The organism is Mammaliicoccus sp. RAM2 (assembly GCF_045897195.1).
In the GTDB taxonomy this organism is placed as follows: domain Bacteria; phylum Bacillota; class Bacilli; order Staphylococcales; family Staphylococcaceae; genus Mammaliicoccus; species Mammaliicoccus sciuri.
Map to the genome: position 1 here is coordinate 37,344 of NZ_JBJNWI010000003.1, position 19,854 is coordinate 57,197.

The 19,854-nt window shown below is 31.7% G+C and carries 18 protein-coding genes and 1 pseudogene; 4 read left to right on the forward strand and 15 right to left on the reverse strand.

What is annotated here, in order from left to right:
• From ACJTHF_RS05350 to ACJTHF_RS05370, 5 genes are read right to left on the reverse strand one after another with little or no spacing between them, the layout of a single operon-like run.
• A complete protein-coding gene (locus ACJTHF_RS05350; protein ID WP_232156826.1) occupies window positions 1-1,497 on the reverse strand; it encodes a Na+/H+ antiporter subunit D in 1,497 nt (498 codons plus the stop codon).
• Entirely contained in the window at window positions 1,490-1,837 is a 348-nt protein-coding gene (locus tag ACJTHF_RS05355; RefSeq protein WP_048540042.1) for a Na(+)/H(+) antiporter subunit C, read from the reverse strand. Before ACJTHF_RS05355 ends, ACJTHF_RS05350 begins: the two co-directional genes overlap by 8 nt.
• On the reverse strand, window positions 1,834-2,259 hold the full coding sequence (locus ACJTHF_RS05360) for a monovalent cation/H+ antiporter subunit B (protein WP_025906014.1): 426 nt from the start codon (window positions 2,257-2,259) through the stop codon (window positions 1,834-1,836). Before ACJTHF_RS05360 ends, ACJTHF_RS05355 begins: the two co-directional genes overlap by 4 nt.
• Entirely contained in the window at window positions 2,246-4,645 is a 2,400-nt protein-coding gene (locus ACJTHF_RS05365; RefSeq protein ID WP_058592209.1) for a DUF4040 family protein, read from the reverse strand. The genes ACJTHF_RS05360 and ACJTHF_RS05365 overlap by 14 nt, the downstream gene beginning before the upstream one ends.
• Before the next feature lie 18 nt (window positions 4,646-4,663).
• Window positions 4,664-5,215 (reverse strand): tyrosine-type recombinase/integrase, encoded by a 552-nt coding sequence (locus tag ACJTHF_RS05370; RefSeq protein WP_048540039.1) that lies wholly within the window; start codon window positions 5,213-5,215, stop codon window positions 4,664-4,666.
• A 136-nt stretch (window positions 5,216-5,351) separates the two neighbouring features.
• On the opposite strand from ACJTHF_RS05370, the gene ACJTHF_RS05375 reads away from it, so the two are divergent.
• Together ACJTHF_RS05375 and ACJTHF_RS05380 are read left to right on the forward strand one after the other, a co-directional pair.
• Window positions 5,352-5,561 carry a hypothetical protein gene (locus ACJTHF_RS05375; protein WP_025906021.1) on the forward strand — a complete coding sequence of 70 codons (210 nt, stop codon included), beginning with the start codon at window positions 5,352-5,354 and terminating at the stop codon, window positions 5,559-5,561.
• Window positions 5,562-5,592: 31 nt separating this feature from the next.
• Window positions 5,593-5,808, forward strand: a complete 216-nt coding sequence (locus ACJTHF_RS05380) for a DUF2922 domain-containing protein (protein ID WP_048540037.1) — start codon at window positions 5,593-5,595, stop codon at window positions 5,806-5,808.
• A gap of 54 nt (window positions 5,809-5,862) precedes the next feature.
• Here the strand turns inward: ACJTHF_RS05380 and ACJTHF_RS05385 are convergent, their stop codons facing one another.
• Complete coding sequence (locus ACJTHF_RS05385; protein ID WP_048540035.1) at window positions 5,863-6,192, reverse strand: MarR family transcriptional regulator; 330 nt, start codon at window positions 6,190-6,192, stop codon at window positions 5,863-5,865.
• 263 nt (window positions 6,193-6,455) lie between these two features.
• On the opposite strand from ACJTHF_RS05385, the gene ACJTHF_RS05390 reads away from it, so the two are divergent.
• Complete coding sequence (locus ACJTHF_RS05390; RefSeq protein WP_088592181.1) at window positions 6,456-8,636, forward strand: AraC family transcriptional regulator; 2,181 nt, start codon at window positions 6,456-6,458, stop codon at window positions 8,634-8,636.
• Between the two features lie 79 nt (window positions 8,637-8,715).
• On the opposite strand, the gene ACJTHF_RS05395 is transcribed toward ACJTHF_RS05390, so the two are convergent.
• From ACJTHF_RS05395 to panD, 9 genes and pseudogenes are all read right to left on the reverse strand, one after another.
• Window positions 8,716-9,678, reverse strand: coding sequence for an LCP family protein (locus ACJTHF_RS05395; RefSeq protein ID WP_049320945.1), 963 nt, complete (start codon window positions 9,676-9,678; stop codon window positions 8,716-8,718).
• Window positions 9,679-9,924: 246 nt separating this feature from the next.
• Complete coding sequence (locus tag ACJTHF_RS05400) at window positions 9,925-10,221, reverse strand: hypothetical protein (protein WP_058592212.1); 297 nt, start codon at window positions 10,219-10,221, stop codon at window positions 9,925-9,927.
• Between the two features lie 419 nt (window positions 10,222-10,640).
• Window positions 10,641-11,492, reverse strand: coding sequence for a MurR/RpiR family transcriptional regulator (locus ACJTHF_RS05405; protein WP_058592213.1), 852 nt, complete (start codon window positions 11,490-11,492; stop codon window positions 10,641-10,643).
• A gap of 5 nt (window positions 11,493-11,497) precedes the next feature.
• Window positions 11,498-12,934 (reverse strand): PTS transporter subunit EIIC, encoded by a 1,437-nt coding sequence (locus ACJTHF_RS05410; protein WP_107603445.1) that lies wholly within the window; start codon window positions 12,932-12,934, stop codon window positions 11,498-11,500.
• A 19-nt stretch (window positions 12,935-12,953) separates the two neighbouring features.
• Window positions 12,954-13,838: an N-acetylmuramic acid 6-phosphate etherase gene (gene murQ / locus ACJTHF_RS05415; RefSeq protein WP_179135360.1), complete on the reverse strand. Its 885-nt coding sequence runs from the start codon at window positions 13,836-13,838 to the stop codon at window positions 12,954-12,956.
• Between the two features lie 27 nt (window positions 13,839-13,865).
• A pseudogene (locus ACJTHF_RS05420) lies at window positions 13,866-14,888 on the reverse strand (MupG family TIM beta-alpha barrel fold protein); the annotation flags it as partial.
• Between the two features lie 553 nt (window positions 14,889-15,441).
• On the reverse strand, window positions 15,442-17,868 hold the full coding sequence (locus tag ACJTHF_RS05425) for an MMPL family transporter (protein WP_232156832.1): 2,427 nt from the start codon (window positions 17,866-17,868) through the stop codon (window positions 15,442-15,444).
• 186 nt (window positions 17,869-18,054) lie between these two features.
• Complete coding sequence (locus tag ACJTHF_RS05430) at window positions 18,055-18,414, reverse strand: DUF1304 domain-containing protein (RefSeq protein ID WP_048540020.1); 360 nt, start codon at window positions 18,412-18,414, stop codon at window positions 18,055-18,057.
• 12 nt (window positions 18,415-18,426) lie between these two features.
• Window positions 18,427-18,810, reverse strand: coding sequence for an aspartate 1-decarboxylase (gene panD / locus ACJTHF_RS05435; RefSeq protein WP_058592217.1), 384 nt, complete (start codon window positions 18,808-18,810; stop codon window positions 18,427-18,429).
• A gap of 194 nt (window positions 18,811-19,004) precedes the next feature.
• On the opposite strand from panD, the gene ACJTHF_RS05440 reads away from it, so the two are divergent.
• Entirely contained in the window at window positions 19,005-19,838 is an 834-nt protein-coding gene (locus ACJTHF_RS05440; RefSeq protein ID WP_078355157.1) for an aldo/keto reductase, read from the forward strand.
• Window positions 19,839-19,854: the final 16 nt, after the last annotated feature.

A 19,854-nucleotide genomic window follows, 5' to 3' on the forward strand; every position in this document is an offset into this window, starting at 1 on the left:
TTACTTCGCCTCCACTTCTACGTTTGGAATAATTTCTTTAATATATGACTGTTCATGTATGTTAAATTGTGCTGCTAATTCTGAAATGTTTAATACATATTGTGATGCAATACCTAATAATATGGTAGCTACTGTTAATATAATCATCGCGTATAATTTATGTTTAGAAAGTGGGACTTTTTCAACTTTAGGAATATCGTTTCTACCGAAGTACATCACTAAGAAAATTCTTAGTAAACTGTACATTGCGATGACACTTGTAATTACCATCACGATGACACCAATTGTATAACCATTATCTAAAGCACCTTTAATAATTAATAATTTCCCAGGAAATCCACTAAATGGCGGCACACCACCGATTGATAAAATCGTGATAAAGAATATAATCCCTAGACTCGGATAATATTTAATTAATCCACCAAATTGATCATAATATCTCGTGCCAGATAATAATACGAAAGTACCAATGATTAAGAATAGTAATGTTTTGATAATCATATCGTGACTGACATAGAATATTGCGCCCGTGATGCCATCACTATTATTTGCACTTAAACCGAGAACAGCAAATCCTATTGATAAAATAACTTGGTACGCTGCAATCTTTTTAATATCTTTAAATCCTAATACACCGATACTGCCGATGATCATTGTGATGATAGCCATGATATATAAAAGGAAGTGTGTAACTTCTGGCTTTTCATCGAACATCAACACCATAACTCTTATCAATGCATAAACCCCGACTTTAGTCATAAGGCTGGCAAACAATGCTGCTAACTCAGTGTTTAAAGCTGCATATGCTTTCGGCAACCACATAAACATGACTAAAGCTGCTTTACCACCAAAGACAAAAATCATAATAACTGCTACTAAAGTAACGGTCGTTGGTTGATTACTTTCAGTAATACGCATTGCGATATGTCCAAAGTTCAAAGTACCTAACGTTCCATATAAATATGCTACACCCATTAAGAAGAACCAAGAACTGACAACGTTAATAACAACATAGATAACACTCGCTCTTAATTGTTCAATAGATTGTCCAAGTGTTAATAATACAAATGAGGCTAATAACATAATTTCAAACATAACGTATAAATTAAAGATATCTGCCGTTAAGAAGCTTCCGTTTACACCTGTTAATAAAAATAGTATAAAAGATGGTAAGAAATATCTATTTGCTACTCTTTCTCGCTTACCAAAACCAAAATATATAATAACTGTTACAACAAAACAAGAAACAGTTGTAAATAGAAGTGCCAATTCATCTCCGACAAATTGTATACCAAATGGAGGTTGCCAATCACCAAAGTTAATAACGAGTACTTTATTTAAACTGACTTCTACCAGAAGCCATGCTGTTATGATTGTTATGATTGCTAAACTCGTTATCGCGATACGTCTTGTTAAAGCTAAACGTTCTTTAAAGAAGAACAATATTAATCCAGTAATTAAAGGTACGAGTAATGGTACTAATATTAAATTATTCATCTACATCTTCATCCTCACCGCGTAACGCTTCTATTCTATTTACTTTCGTCAACTTAAATGTTCTATATATAAGCACGAGTAAAAATGCTGTAACAGCAAAACCAATAACGATAGCTGTTAAGATTAATGCTTGTGGTAAAGGATCGACATAATCTTTTCCTTCTCCATTAATAAGTGGAACATTATTTCCACCAAACTCGCTCATTGATAAAATCATTAAGTTTGCTACGTGTGTATAAATTGCTGTACCAATAACAATTCGAATTAAGTTCTTAGACAAAATCATATATGTTCCTACAAACGTGAGTACGCCTATTATAATGACAAGTATTAAATTCAACTGTTATCACCACTTATCGCAAGCATGATTGTTACAACAGCCCCTACTACAGTAAGTAGTATGCCGAGCTCGAATAGTGTAACGCTTGATAAATGAATCTCACCTAACAACGGCCAAGTCATATAGCCATCTTCATGTGTTAGCATCGGATGCCCAAAGAACATAGGAATAATACCTGTACCAATTGAAATGAGACATCCAATAATCGTAACTGCTCTAAAGTCTAATGGCATAGATTGAACGACTGTTTCCACATCAAAAGCTAAAAACATTAAGATAAAGGCTGAGCTAAAGACGAGTCCACCTATAAACCCACCACCTGGGTTATCGTGACCAGCAAGAAAAATATAAAATCCAAACGTCAATATTATGAATATAGCAATTTTAGATATCGTTTCTAATACAACATCATTTTCTTTCATTTGGCTCATCCTTTCTTATCTTAAATTTAACTAATGTAAATATACCTAATCCTGCAATTAATATAACGATCCCTTCAAGCATTGTATCTAATGCTCTAAAGTCTCCTAGAATACCATTGACGATATTTTTAACACCTGCTAATTCGTATGCATTATCATAGTAGAAAGAAATTTTGTCGAACAGACTATCTTGTTGCATCATAATAACAAAGACAACAACAAAGACTGCCATTAATAAAGCAATTGTTAATTTCACAATTTCACTGATAACATTTGGTGTATCCTTCTGAACATTTGGTAAATGATAGAAGACTAATAAAAATAATACTGTCGTAATCGTTTCTATAACAAGTTGAGTTAAAGCTAAATCAGGTGCTTTCATAAATATGAATACGACCGCGATTGAATATCCGATGACACCATTTAAAATCGTCATTGTCATTCTTTCTCGAATAAACATTAATGCTGTTGCAGTAATCACAATATTAATTAATATAATGATTTCAAATGTTGTCGCTTCAGTAATATGGTAATAAGCAATATCATAAATACCTACTTGATAAATACCATATCCCATAATGACAAAGAAGATTACATAGATAATGTGTAAATATTGGTTCAATTTATTATTCATAATACCTTGAATTGAAAAAGTACTGATACGATCTAATGCATCCATACCTTTTGTATATAGCGTATTGATTTCTAATTTTTTAGAAATCTTACTATAAATAACATCCCATTTTGGCACGAGTATAAGAAGAGTCCCAATAATGTATATGCCAAGTGTTAAGAATAATTCCACTGTAAATCCATGCCATGCTTTAATATGTGGTAAATGAGCCATAATCTCGCTATCGTGGAAGATATCTCTTAATGCTGGACCAATTAGATATTCCCCTAATACATTCGGTACAAAGAAAATAATTGGAACAAACAATACGATAATAAATGGAGAGATTAATAACCCACCCCCATCATGACGTGGTACTTTCGGTAGTTGGTCTTTTTTTAGTTTACCGAAAAATGGTTCTTTAATGAGTTTAATACAATATACAAATGTAAATATACTGCCGACAAAGCCAGCTAATATCATAACGATAGACATCGTTTGATTAAATATATCTGTATGACCTGTTTCTACTAAACTCGTAAAGAACTTCTCTTTACTTAAGAAACCATTAAATAACGGAATACCTGCCATAGATAGAGCACTGATTGTCATGACAATTGTTGTTAAAGGCATGATTGTTTTTAATCCACCAAGCTTTTTAACATCTCTTGTTCCTGTTTCATGGTCGATAATACCGACACCCATAAATAGAACACTTTTAAAAATCGCATGATTAATTAAATGGAATAATGCCGCAAATAAGCTTGCTAAAAAGATTTCATTATCTGCTTTAAAATTACTATTTAATGCTAATAATCCTAAACCGATCATCGTCATAATCATACCGAGCTGACTGATTGTTGAATAGGCAAGCATTGCTTTTAAATCTTTCTTGTTAACTGCAAAGAATGAACCTACTAATAACGTCACTAAACCAATTGTGACAACTGTATAAACGACCCATGTACTTTGACCGATAATTGGTGTAAATCTTAATAATAAATATAATCCTGCTTTAACCATTGTTGCTGAATGTAAATAAGCACTGACAGGTGTTGGTGCTTCCATTGCATCTGGTAACCAAATATGAAATGGAAATTGTGCAGATTTCGTGAATGCTCCGAGTAAGATTAAAATGACTGCAAGTACAAACCATGGTGATTCATAAATTTTATCAATCATACCGACTTGTTCAGTAATTGTATTCGTACCCGTAATGCTGTATAGCAAAATCAAACCTACTAACATTGCCATACCGCCAAACACTGTAATTAAGAATGATTTCAAAGCACCGTCTTGACTCTTTCTACGTTGATACCAATATGAAATGAGCAAGAATGAAGAAATACTTGTTAACTCCCAAAATGTATATAACAATATCGTATTATTTGAAAGTACGACACCTAACATTGCTAACATAAACATTAACAAATACGTATAAAATCTTGGAAGATTCTCTTTTTCATGGGAAAGATAATAAATGGCATATAAGAAGACACCTGCACCAATTAATGAAATAAGTAGTGCAAAAATTAAAGATAGACCATCTAAACGTAAATCTAAATTAACATCTACAAGTGGAATCCACTCTTGGAAATAAGTAATACTTTGGCCAGCATATATCGTCTTAATCTGACTTAAGAAATATATGGAACTTAGAACTGGCGCAATTAAACTTAGCCATCCAGCAAATCGGCTAAACTTTGTATTCATCGTCATGAGCACGATCGACATCACAACGATAATCATTAAAAACAGCCATATTAAAGCCATACATTGACCCCTTTCTCTTTATATATTAAGTTCAATTGTCGTTTCTTTTTTTATAGTCGTGACATCAATGAATTTTAAAGTTTCTATTAAAGATTGATGTCCGAGGTATTTTTGAATAATCGAAACAGATACCCCTGATTTGAAGGCATGATATGCAAAAGTCTTTCTTAACGAGTACAACCCGATATTCTTCAACCCTACTTCTTCAGCTGCAACATGTATAATTCGATAAGCTTGTTGCCTTGATAATTGTTTTTTTGTTTTGATGGACATAAACACAAAGTCATCTCTTTTTAATCCTTCTTCATATATAAAAGTGGATAAACTTGATCTCAAATGTAACGGTATAACAACTTTAATTAAATCCTGTTCGTCATTTATCCAATCTTGCTTTATATCATTGTCCTCATCAAATAAATCTTGGACCGTTAAATTAAGTAGCTGGTTTACTTTCATACCCGTATGAATAGCTAAGCTAAACAATAAATAGTCTCTTTCACTATGTGATTTCAATACTTCATACATTGCTCTAATGTCATCTTTATTCTTAATTGGAGATACTTGTTGCATAAATTTGGTCCATCCTTCCTAATTAAGGTACATATTAATAATAATATATATTTGAGTAACATGAAAGTAATTTATACATTTTTTTGTCGTTTTTACATACTTGCTTCGATATATAAAGTGAAAGGAGGTTTTAATCATGGAAACAGTTAAAGATATCAACATCATTTTATTGCATCAGTATTTAGATGAAGCTTCTAAAGTAAAAACTGTTCAACGTAAATTTAATGCAATTAATTTAAATGTTACACCCGAACAAGTTAAAACTTTTAAAGGCATTATCGAAACATTAAGTGACGAGAAATTTAAAGATGCATATATCGTCAAAACAATACAGATAGAGAATTAATGCTATCTAAAAAGATTTAGGAGGTGAAAATATGAAAAGAGTATTAGAATTAACATTTAAAACATCTTTAGATAAAACATTCACATTACAAATTCAAAATCCAAAAGCAGACTTATCAAGTGATATCGTTGAAAATGCGATGAATAAAATTATGAATCTTAACTTATTTAACTTAAACAAAGGTGAGCTCGTATCAATCCATTCCGCACAATATATCGAGCGCAGCACACGCCAATTGATTAAATAAATATGCTAGAGTAACAGAAAAGGCAAGGACATTAATTTTGTCCTTGCCTTTTTCTTATATATCTTTAACGAGTGTTTCGTATTTTTCTTTATGTGACGCATCCATAAAATAGTAAACTTTTCTTTCGTCGAGATTACTTCTATATTTATCGATTAAACCTTTTCTATATAATTTTGCTAAGTTTGTACCTATATTAGAAGGTCTTGTTGTTAACTCTAAAAGTTTCCCACTAAGAATTTCTTTGATTGTAATTTCTTTTGCAGTATATATTTCTTCTAAAATAATGAAATCCACGAGTGATAATTTCTTTTCATTTTTTAATGTTGTCAATTTATTCTCATAGTCGATCATTTGTTGAATGGTTTTGTTGAATGTTTCTATCAAGTAAAGCCCTCCCAATTTAATTTTTCCCGATTTTTAATAGTTCACAATACACAAATTACATTAATTATTATTTTAACGCGTTTTAAATTCATATTTTGATTAAATCGATTAACATATTTGATTTATTATAAAGTATCTTCTCCATTTTATTAAATTAGGTAACATTTACATACGATTTTTGATATCATATTGTTAAATAAAGAAATATATTGACGGATTTTGATGTTTTATTCCATAATTTGTCTATATTTAGAGGTGATTATTTGTACAATTATAAGATTTCACTCCATAAAGAAAGTATCATTAATCCGAAGTTACTTGGATTTGGTGCTTTATGTTTTGTTTTAGAAGGTCACACAGAAGTTACATTAAATCAAACGACTTATGAATTTAATGTCGGTGACCTATTTTATCTTCAAGATAACGATAATTATTTGCCGATTATTAATAATGGATTAGTCGCTATACTTCATATTAGTTATGCAATGATGGAGAATTTAAGTGGAGAAGAAGCATTTGTCTTTAGGATTCCACGTACGACGAAGACAAATGAATTAGATAGATATAAGCATGAAATTAAAGAATTATATATTAGAGCCATACTTGCAAACTTAACAAACGTTAAAATTAGATGTAGTAATTACGTTGTTGAAATTTATAAAATCATGTTTGAACGTTTTCAAGTGGATACTAAAAATTATGGTCATATTGAAATTGAACTCAGCAGCCTTATTTATAAAGTAAAACAATATATTGATCAAAATTATCACGAAAGATTATCACTTAATAGTGTCGCGAGTCATTTTTATATTTCTCCTGAACATCTATCTAGAGAATTCTCTAAACAAATGGGTACTACATTCATACAATATTTAAAAGAAACAAGACTTTTTCAAGCGACATATGCACTACTGTTCACTCAGTTTAAAACAGAACAAATCGCAAATAGTCATGGTTTTTCTAGTTATCATAACTTTAATAGACAATTTAAAGAACAGTTTCATGTAACGCCTAATCAATATCGTCTTCAATATAGACGTCATAAAAAAGATAAAGAAAATGAAGTGATTTCTAAAGAGGAAAAAGCTTCATTGATTTCGAAATTACAAAAATTGATGCATAATAAATCGTTTGTTCATGAATATAAAAGGATGGCATTTAGTGATGTACCTTTTAAGACACTCTCAGCAAATCATAAGACATATTTACATATCGGTGATGTTTATGATTTTTATACACCTTTTCTTGGAGAAATTTTAGAAAATGTAGAAAAAATGACGGATATGCCGATTATTGTCATTCACTGTTCTATGAAGACATTCTTTAGTGAAGAACACCAAAATCATTATAAACAAAATTTGGCATTTTGTTTAAGTATGTTTTCAGATACGAGAATTATACCTGCCATAAAAATATATGATATTGATTATGACGACGACAACTTTAAAAACAACTGGCATGAATTAATAGATGCCATTTATAACTATTTCTATAATAAGAACGGAGAAATCTTCTTCGATCTAGATTATAATGATATTCATCATATTAAAAAGCAAATTAGAGAAACAAAGATGAAATTACCTGATATACATATTGGATTAAATGCGCCAAATCCATTTATGCATATATATGAAGAATTAGAGATCGATTTCTCGCAATATGAAGACATTGATGCCTTTGCATTAAGTTATAACTTTAATGACTTGTATAACTTAGATGAGATCAATAATTATGATATCGCAGACATTACAAATCAATATACTAAACAACTCATTCAAAATATGGCTTATTTAAAATCAAAAAATAAACATGTTATCCCTATTGAATGGAATATATTAAACGGTGATACGTATACAAGTAAAAGCTTTTATTTTAATGCGTCAATTATGTTAAAGCATTTAATGAGTATTACAAATTACATATCTGGTATAGGATTTTGGTTAATGGAAGAATCATCTGCTAAATATTCAACCATCGATCAACCTTTATCTTTATATTTAAAATATCACTGTAAAAGTCCAACGAATTATTTATTATCTATACTGAGTCATTTTAACGGTCATGAATTTTCTGAAGGTCCAAACTATATTAAATTTGAAATTCATAATAAAATATTCTATTTATTATTTAACTATGAGCTGTACCACCCACATGATATCAACTATCAAAATAATATCGGGATTATACTATCTTATCGAGACATTCCATTCAATAATTTCAGAGTCACTAAAATTACTTTCGATCAAGACAATGGAAATATCTTTAAAGCTATTAGAAAGTTAGATCATACTCATGGTAATTTGGACTTCTTAAATACAGTATTATTAGATAGATATTGTTCACCAGATATAGAAATGGCAGATTATAATACAAATAAAATTGACGAAACTTATTTCTTAAAGACGAACGCTGTACAACTATTAATTGTACAAAATAGAGGATAGAGAAACACATATTAAAACAAACGAAATAAATATTCAAAAAAATCTTGGGCATCGAATAGATGTCCAAGATTTTTTATATTTAATCTAATTCTAAGTTAGTACGATAATTATCTACGACTTCTTTCTTGCTTGAATCGCTAGGTACAAAATAATACAATCCATCATCTAGAATGGCATCTTGACCTTCTAATTGATTTCTATCAACATTATCTAATGCGTCACTATATTTAGATCTTAGGCTATTGATTTGTGAAATTTTTAAATCTGTTTGAACATTATCGCCTAATGTATCAAAGATTTGGTTGATTTTCGGTAATGAACCGATACTTACTAATTCTTTCGCTAATGCTTGGATAACAAGTTGTTGTCTTTCTTGTCTACCAAAGTCTCCACCAGCGCCATCTTCTTTTCTACTTCTAATAAATGCTAAAGCTTCGTCTCCATCAAGTTTATACTTTTGGTCTTTAACATATGAATTCCCTTTAACTGTAAATGTTGCATTACTTTTAACGGTTACGCCACCTGCTTGGTCTACTAATTCTTTAACACCATCCATATTAATTGTCGCATAGTGGTCAATCGGTACATTCATTAATTTCTCTAAAGAATTAATTGCCATTTTTGGTCCACCATATGCATATGCATGGTTAATTTTCTCGACAGAATCTCTGCCTACGATTTGAGCTCTTGTATCTCTAGGTACACTTACCATTACAGTCTTTTTCTTATCAGGGTTGATGGATAATAGTAAGATTGAATCTGATCTTTCTCCGCCACCTTCTGCTGCTCTTGTTGAATCTGAATCAATTCCGAATAATGCGATAGATATCGGATCGCCATTCGTATCTACTGCTTTCTTTCTTAATTCTGATTTATCTCTGTCTAATGGATTATGTATTGAATTACCTAATGCAAAGAATTTATAGACAAAAAATGCGATCACTAATAAAAATACGAGTAATAAAATAATAATGATTGTCGTTACTATTTTGAATGCTGTTGACTTCTTTTTCTTTGTAGAACGCTCATATTGGTTTGCCACGTGTTCTCAGTCCATTCTATTTTTTCTTTATTATACATTTATTTATACCATATTTCCATATTGAACATAATTATGTGCACAACTTAAATGCACCTATAATGAATATTTAAGTTATACAAAGATTCCATACTTATTTCTGGAAAGTCTATACATTATATGATAGAGTATTATTGTAAATCTACAACGTTACTTGTTTTTTAATTTATATGACATATTAAACGGGAAAGAGGATGAGATTCGGCGATCTCATCCTCTCTTTTTGCGTCTATTTCTATTTGTTTTAGATTTAATAACTTTTGTTTTTATATTAAACTCATCTGGATATCTAATTCTGACAACTTCCCCATAAAATAACCTTTGTTCTCCATATCTTGTACATAAAGATAACTCAGGATATACTTCTTCCACTTTTGCAATATAATTATATGACTTATCTCTTTTCAATACATCAATATAATAGCCAGGTTTAATACCTTTATCTGTTCCTGCATTAATAATAAATGACGTATCATCTAATATTCTTATAATTTCCACTTGTTTCATGATTTCACGCTAACTTCCTTTAATTCTTATTATATGAAATGGTGATGATAAGCGCTTAGATGACTGCTACTATTGTTTCATAGAGTTGAAGAATATTTATATAATTTGTCTTATGCCATTTCTTTTTCTTTAGGATATATAAACTTTTTACATTATTAATATCATTACATTACATTTTTTGGCAATAGGATTATTAGTTAAATTGTACTATTTTTTTATTGTTTTTTCAATATAATACTTAATTCAAAGAGACTGGGACATAATGGAATGTCTCAGTCTCTTTTAGTATCTTGGCAGTAGATGACTGAGTTGAAAATGCACTTGTAGCAAGCTTTTTTCAACTCTAGTCATCCTTGCCCGGGCGAGACTACGAAATCTTTTTTTTAAATTAGATTTCTGTCTCGCTCCCTTTGATAATCCTATTCTAGATACAATTCTACTGCATCTCTTGTTTTACTCATTGTTACGACATGTTCATCATAATTTCTTGATAAGTAACTATAGAAAAGAATATCTATAGTCATAAGTTGAGATATAAGAGAACTTGTCGCTGCTAACCTCAAACTTTTTTCAGAACTTGCGTCATGAATTAAATATATATCAGAAGCTTTTGCTAATGTAGACTGTTCTGACTGTGTTAAACCAACTATTTTTACACCATATTTTCGAGCTACTTTTGCTAAAGATAACGTCTCATGATTCTCGCCTGAATTGGATATACCTATCAGCACACAACTATCACTATGTGAAGCAATGGCTGTCGCTAAAAAGTGTGTATCTAATGAATGAATCACTTGTTTACCTATTCTTGTGAACTTCTGATACAAATCTTGAGCAACCAAACTTGAAGCACCGACACCAAATACGATAATCGTATCTGTATCGTATAATTGATCGACAACCTGCTCAATATGTTTACTCGAAATATTCTTTTCGGTCATTTCAAGTGTATGAGAAGCTCTTGTAATAAGCTTCTTACTAATTGAGTCGACTGTTTCATCTTGTTTAATTTCTTGATAAATACTTTGTTCATGTTGCGGTAAATATCTAGAAATTGCTAACTTCAAGTCTGTGAACCCTTTAAATTCAAGTTTATGTGTACATCTAATAACAGAAGCTGCACTCGTATTCGTTAATTTGCCAAGTTCTTTAGCGCTCAAGTTAATTGTTTTTTCAGGATGTTCAATAAAATATTCTGCAATACGTTTTTCATGTTTCGTTAAACGTGGCATTTGTTCTTTTATAAATATGAGTAAATGTTGATGTTCCATATGATTTAATCCTCTTCTAATTCTTGTGGTGCCGTCATTTCTTTATTTGTTCCAAATAAATATGTGGCAATGAATCCTCCAAGATATGCTGCAAGCAATCCTGCGATATATCCTAAATACATATTATCAGAAATAAGTGGAATAAGTGAAACGCCACTCGGTCCAATTGCTGATGCACCAATATGACCAATGCCACCGATAACTGCACCACCAACACCGCCACCTATACATGCTGTAATAAACGGTCTACCTAAAGGAAGTGTTACACCGTAAATCAACGGTTCTCCAATGCCTAAAATACCAACTGGTAATGCACCTTTAAGTAAGTTGATAATCTTTTTATTTTTTCTACATTTAAACCATAATGCAAATGCTGCACCTACTTGACCTGCACCAGCCATAGCTAGAATTGGTAAGAGGTAAGTTGCACCAGATTGATTAATCATTTCGATATGAATCGGTGTTAATACTTGGTGTAAGCCAAACATGACAAGTGGTAAGAACGTTGCACCTAGTACAAATCCACTAAATGCACCACCTATATTTAGAACCCAATCTATTACGCCTAATAAGCCATTTGAAATAAATCCGGCAATTGGCATGATTAAGAAAATTGTTCCTAGTCCCATAATAAATAGTGTAATCGTTGGCGTGACAATGATATCTACCGCACTCGGAACGACTTTGTGTAACCTTTTTTCAATTAAAGATAAAATCCAAACTGCAATGATAACTCCAATGACACCACCTTGACCGGCAGCTAATGGTTCTCCATTAAAAATATTTTTAAGTGGACTTTCTGGATCCATACCCGTCAGCATGGTTGTACCACCAATAACACCACCCAATCCTGGTGTCGCACCAAATTCCTTTGCGGCATTAATCCCAACATAAATCACGAGATATGCAAAAATACCATCTTTAATGATATTAAATACTAATACGAATTGTTCCCAAGTCGCACCATCTATTGTACCTGCTGTTAACATATTAGACAGTACTGCAGAAATACCACCAATTAAACCTGCACCAACAAAAGCTGGAATTAACGGTACAAATATATTAGCAATAGATCTTAATACTTTTTTAAATGGTGTTTGATTCTTCTTATTAATACTTTGCTTAAATAAATCCGCTTCTTTTTCAACTTGTTCTTTATTAGATGCTTTATGCTTTATATCTTCACCTAAAGGAACCCCTATAATTGAACTCATTTCATTAGCTACTTTATTAACAGTACCTGGTCCAATTACAACTTGAAGCATATCATCTTCTACTACACCCATTACGCCCTTTATATTCTTTAAACCTTCGACATCGACCTTACTGTAATCCACGATATTCATTCTGACACGCGTCATACAATGTATCACTTTGTCTAAATTATCTCTTCCGCCGACTTCTTTAAGAATATTTTGTGCAATCTCTCTTTCTTTTGACATAGCCTACACACCCCTTAATTTACGTGTTTCTCACAAACCCCTTAGCTTGTTTAAGTCTTACTAATGCTTCCTCTTTAGAAATTCCATGCATCCCCATTACAATTGCAACTTTCACTTGTTCATCACTTTGATTGAATAATCTCTCACTATCTTCATCCGTTGTTTGCAATACTTCTTGAATCATGTTTATAGCTCTTTGCTTTAATTTTTTATTAGTTGGTTTTACATCAATCATTAAATTCTCATATACTTTTCCTATACCAACCATAGACCCTGTTGATATCATATTAAGAATTAATTTTTGAGCAGTACCAGCCTTCAATCTAGTTGAACCTGTCAATACTTCAGGACCTACATCTACTTGGACCGGATAATCTGCATGTTTACCAACTTCAGATGCTTTGTTGCATGTCACACAGCCAGTAGGTACATTTATACTTTGTGCGTATCTTAAACCACCTATTACATATGGTGTTCTACCACTGGCAGCTATCCCGATAACCGTATCATGTTCATTAATATTTAAATTTCTTAAATCTTGTTCTCCTAGACTTTCATCATCTTCTGCACCCTCAACAGCTACAGTCATCGCACTTGGACCACCCGCAATAAGTCCTACGACAACATCAGGTGTTACACCAAATGTTGGTACACATTCAGCTGCGTCTAATACACCTAATCGACCACTTGTACCTGCGCCCATATAAATTAATCTTCCACCATTGTTTAATCCGTTAATAACTTGTGTAATTAATTGAGCAATTGCATGATTTTCTTCTTTAATAAACTGAGCTACTTTTTGATCTTCGTTGTTCATAACATCAACAAATTGCTCAGGTGTTAATGTGTCTAACTTAGACGAGTGCTCATTTCTTGATTCTGTCGTTAAACGACTGATATCCATTTTTTCTTCCCCCTTCACAAACTGAAAAGCTGTACCTGCATCAATTAAATCTATGCATGGTATATCTTGTTGGTATACATGTCCAATAACATTAACAGCTTCATGACGCTTTAAATCTTTATTGACGATTTGTAATTCATTCATATAGCGACCATACTTGTTATTATCTAAAGTGATCGCACCCCTTGTTCTTGCAACCGTGTTTTCAGGTAATATTTCAGATTGAAACATTTGCCGTCCTTCTTCCGCTCTAATCACATCTCTTGCTTTGTCTTTTCTATTATGAAAAATTCTCCCAATATAACTTTCTAAATGCTTTGTTTCAGATTGCACATGAAGTGACACGATTCCTTTATGAAAGAAGTTGTTGAATTGATTAATCGTTGTTGTATCGATACCTGTATCCCCTATACATATATCATCTACTCCTAATGCCGCTAATTCATGAGCAGCAATTAATGGGTGGCAATATCTATGATCTTCTAATGTAGGTAAACCTTCATATACCGGACCTCTATATACCGTACCTGTTACAAAAGCCATAATTGAAATATCCGGGAATGAAGTCTTTAATTTTGTGTTTTGCTTTATAAAGTAACCTTTATCCAGTCCAGTTTCAGGACGTGGGTAATAATTATGCGCAACCATAATACGAGACATATCAATATCTTGATCTTTAAGTTCATCCAACAAACTAATAGCATCCGTACTAGCATTACAGACAATTTTAACTTCACTTAATAATGAAATAATATCTGGAATCGCTAGAGAAATATCTAACCTTATATAATCAATACCTAAACCTTTTAATACATCAGGTTGCTTATAAGAAAGGCCAAGGTTTTGAAAAGCATGAGGACTCGCATCAGCTATAATCTCAGCTTTATCACCTATAAGTAACTTTAATGCTTTTAACCTATCAAAATACAATTCCGAATTCTCTTCAGGAATTTGAAGAGAAGTAAACACATATTTGAAACCATGATTTAACATCGTTTCAATATATAATTCATCAAACGCCTCACCTAAATATACCGAAAACCCTAACATAGCAACTCACCCCTATTGGAATCGTTTACATTATCTCATTTTTGAAACAATATTTCAATAGTTAAAAGTTTGTATGAATATTTGCGAAATATCGTTACAGAATGTGGGGATTGTAGGTAAATTTGAAAGTAATGGGCTATCTCTTGGCTTTACTCACTACTTAAGCCATGACTTGGACTATCTCTTGGCTTTACTCAGTACTTAAGCCATGACTTCAGCTATCTCTTGGCTTTATTCACTACTTAAGCCATGACTTGCTCAATCGCTTGGCTTTACTCAATAATTAAGCCATGACTTCAGCTATCTCTTGGCTTTATTCAGTAATTAAGCCATGACTTGAGCGATTTCTTGGCTTTATTCACACTTTAAGCCATGACTTGGTCGATCTCTTGGCTTTATTCACACTTTAAGCCATGACTTGAGCGATCTCTTGGCTTTATTCACACTTTAAGCCAAGACTCTATTTAAATTTAATACATTCAATCTCTAAGATTACTCCCCACCCCAAAAAAACGCCGGAACTTCTGCAGTTCCGGCGTTCTTCATTATTCTATTATTTCTTATTTATCAAACGTTCTACTAATTGGTTTACTTGTTCGATATTTTTAGTTTGTCGATTCAATATTTCTACGATCTCTTGGTTGTCTTTGTTTGTTTTAATATCATCTTGAGTATTATTTTCTTGCTTGTTACGATGTTGACGCAATGCTTCATATAATACTTCATCTTTATTTGTTTCATCTATCTTATCGTATATTGCTTTTGTTTTTGGACTTACTTCTATTGTTGTCGCATTTGTATTGTCTGTATCTGCTTCTTCAGCAACTTGATTATTTTCACTTAATGCATGTCCTTCTATATCGATTTTAGGTAAAATTGAATTTAGCCAATTTGGTATATACCATGATACTCTACCAAATAGTTTCGTCAATGCTGGAATAATTGTCATTCTTACGATAAATGCATCGAATAATACACCGAATGCTAATGCTATACCCATCGATTTAATCATAACATCATCTTGGAATACAAAGCTGATGAATACACTGAACATAATGAGTGCTGCTGCGACAATAACCGGTCCACTTTCTTTAAGACCAACTTTAATGGACTTCGTATTATTCATTGTACGTACATATTCTTCATGTACACGTGACATAAGGAATACTTCGTAATCCATGGCTAAACCAAATAACAAACCTATTGTGATAACTGGTAAGAATGCTAATAGCGGACCTGTTGTATCTACCCCAAACAGGCTACTCATAAAGCCATCTTGCATGATAAGTGTTGTGAATCCTAAAGTCGCTGCTAATGATAATACAAATCCCAGTACTGCCTTTAAAGGAATAATAATTGATCTAAATACAACCATTAATAATATGAAGGCTAATAATATAATAACACCTGCAAATAACGGTATCGCATCGTTAAGTTTTTCAGACATATCTATATTAATAACACTTTGACCTGATATTTCTGTATCTAAATCATATTTGTCTTTAGCATCTTTATTATAATCTCTTAAATCATGAACTAAATCATATGTTGATTCTGCATTTGGACCTTTTTTAGGTAGAACTGTCACAAGTGCATAGTCTTGATCTTTGTTCAATTGAGGTGGTGTGACAGTTTCAACATTTTTAATATCGTCTACATCTTTCATCAAATCTTGTAAATCATTTTGTAATGCTTTTGGATTATCTTTTTTATCAGAAGTATCTACAAGCATGACGATTGGACCATTAAAGCCTTCTCCAAAATCGTCAGAAATAATATCATATGCTTTCTTCTCTGTAGAATCATTTGGTTTCATACCATTATCTGGTATACCTAAACGCATATGTGTCACCGGTAGTGCTGCTGCAATTAAAATGACAAATCCAATGATTAAAGCAATCCACGGTTTACCTACTACAAATTTTGACCATGGTGTATCCAAACTTTCATTTGAATGTATTTTACGTTTTTTCGGATGAATTTGTTTATGGAAGACACTAATTAATGCTGGTAGTAATGTAATCGCACTGAGTACAGCAAAGATAACACTTAGTGCTGATGCAAATCCCATTGTAGCTAAGAAATCAATACCAACTAATGCTAAACCACAGACAGCTATGACAACCGTAACCCCTGCAAAGATAACAGCACTTCCGGCTGTACCTAATGCTAATCCAATTGCTTTAATATGATTTTTCTCAGTCTTAATAATTTGTCTATATCTAAATAAAATGAATAAAGCATAATCAATACCTAACGCTAGTCCAATCATAACTGCTAATGATAGCGTAACGTTTGGAATATCAAATGAATACGTAAGTAAAGCGATTGTACCAATACTAGAACCAAGTCCGATAACCGCACTTAGTATTGGCATGCCTGCAGCAATAAATGATCCGAAAGTCACAAGTAACACAACGAAAGCAATTACAATACCAATAGCTTCAGAAGCGCCACCAATTTCAGTATTCGCAGTTAAAGCATTACCTGTTAATTCAGTTTGAATATCATCATCTTCTAAAGTTTTAACAGCATCTTTAACTTTGTCAACTGAATCGGATTTAATAGAAGTTTGAGATACTTTATAATTGATATCTGCAAAAGCAGTTGTTTGATCTTTATTAATTTGTTTATTTTTATAAGGATCTGTCACTTCTTTAATATCATCATCTTTATCTTTTACATCTTTTAAAGCTTTTTGAATATCTTGCATAACTTTTTGATCCGTTATGCCTTTTTTATCTTCACTTTTAAAGACAACTCTTATATTTGCTTTTTCACTATCTTGATTAAATTCTTTCTCAATCTTTTCATTCGTGTCGATTGATTTAATACCACTCATTGTAATATCGTTGTCAAATGTGGGTTTATTAATCGTTAATGGCGTCACGATTCCAGCTAATAAGATGACCCATATAAATATTGTTAACCACTTATGTTTAGCAATAGAAGAACCCAATTTGTATAAAAAGTTCGCCAAAAATATTTCCTCCCTTAAATCTACTATATAGTTTATGCATACAGTGTATACAGCATAACGTTTATACTAGCACCTGTAATGTTCCATAAAAAGAGATAAAATCCCAAATGTGTATACTTTGTCTACACTTTTCAAAAATTGTAGAAAAGCTGTTAACAAAACGTTCACATTTGGGATTTCTTAGATCTATATTAATAGTAGAATTAATGCAAGAATTGCTGGTCCACCTTGTTTTAAAATAATAGACTTTGAACTTGTAAGGCTGCCATATATGGCAGCTAATATAATGAATATTAACAGAACCGCTACAAACTCTTTAGGATTACTTGATAAAAAGGCACCATAAAATAAAGATAATGCGAGTAAACCATTATAAATACCTTGGTTTTTAAGTAGTGTTTGAATATTTTTATCTTTTAACACTTGTTGCTTTATATTAAATGTTTCTGCCGTTTTTTTAGAAGTCGTAGCGATTGTTTCTAAATACATAATGTACAAATGTTCAACTGCTACAATAACGACAAAAATTGTTGCTAGAATACTCATATTTGGTCACCTCTATATAATAATTTGACTTTCTTTTTCATGAATCATTTCAATAATTTCATTTTTCTCATTCATAACTGCTACTTTCGGCGCATGTGACCTTGCTTCTTCATCAGTTACTTGAACATAGTTCATAATAATTATGACATCATCTACTTGTACAAGTCTAGCTGCAGCACCATTAAGACAAATTTTACCAGTTCCTCTTTCACCTTCAATAACATATGTTTCAAGTCTTGCCCCATTGTTATTATTGACAATTGCTACTTTCTCATTAGGCAAAATATCTACCGCATCTAATATGTCTGCATCTATTGTTATACTACCTACGTAATTTAAATTAGCTTCCGTTACTCTAGCACGATGAATCTTCCCGTTCATCATTGTTCTTATCATGAAATTCATCTCCATATATATTTTTAATTTATAAATTTTGATACTCGTTATTATCATACAATGATATTTCAATCCGTCAACTATTAAGTTTGAATATTACTTTTTTGTAACTATGGAACTAAATAGTGCGTACTTACATTCTGATATATTTACATTTATACTAACCCCTATAATAATAAAAAGGAGTTTTGAACATGAATGATACAACATTTCATAATGGTAACAATATGCCTAGTGTAGGACTAGGTGTTTTTAGAGTGGAAAATGATGACACAGCAAAAGATGCAGTTAAACACGCTATCATCTCAGGTTATAGAAGTATTGATGCAGCATTTATATATGGAAATGAAAGTAAAGTTGGAGAAGGTATTGCAGAGGGAATTAAAGCAGCAAATATCTCAAGAGAAGATTTATTTATAACTTCTAAATTATGGTTAGAAGATTACGGTAAGGAAAATGTTAAACGAGCATATGAAAAGTCATTAAAGTTATTAGGTCTAGATTATTTAGATTTATATTTAATGCACTGGCCAGGTACAGATGAAAATCTTATGATAGACACATGGTCAGGTCTAGAAGAATTATACCAACAAAAATTAGTTAATAATATCGGTGTAAGTAATTTCAATATAGATCATTTAGAAAAATTATCAAACAAAGCGACATATAAACCCGTCTTAAACCAAGTAGAATTCCATCCATACTTAACTCAATTAGAACTTAGAAATTATTTATATAGAAATGGCATAAAAATGGAATCTTGGTCTCCTCTAATGAACGCAGAAATATTAAAAGATAAAGTCGTTAATCATGTTGCCAAAGAAATTAACAAAACACCTGCACAAGTCATTATACGTTGGAATATAGAACATGGTGTCATCACAATTCCTAAGTCTGTTACACCATCACGTATAGAAGAGAACTTTGAAGTATTTGATTTTAATTTAAATGATGATCAAATACAAATGTTGGACGCACTTAATGAAGATAAACGCATTGGACCAAATCCTTCGGAATTTAATGGTTAAGTAAAATAACTATAAA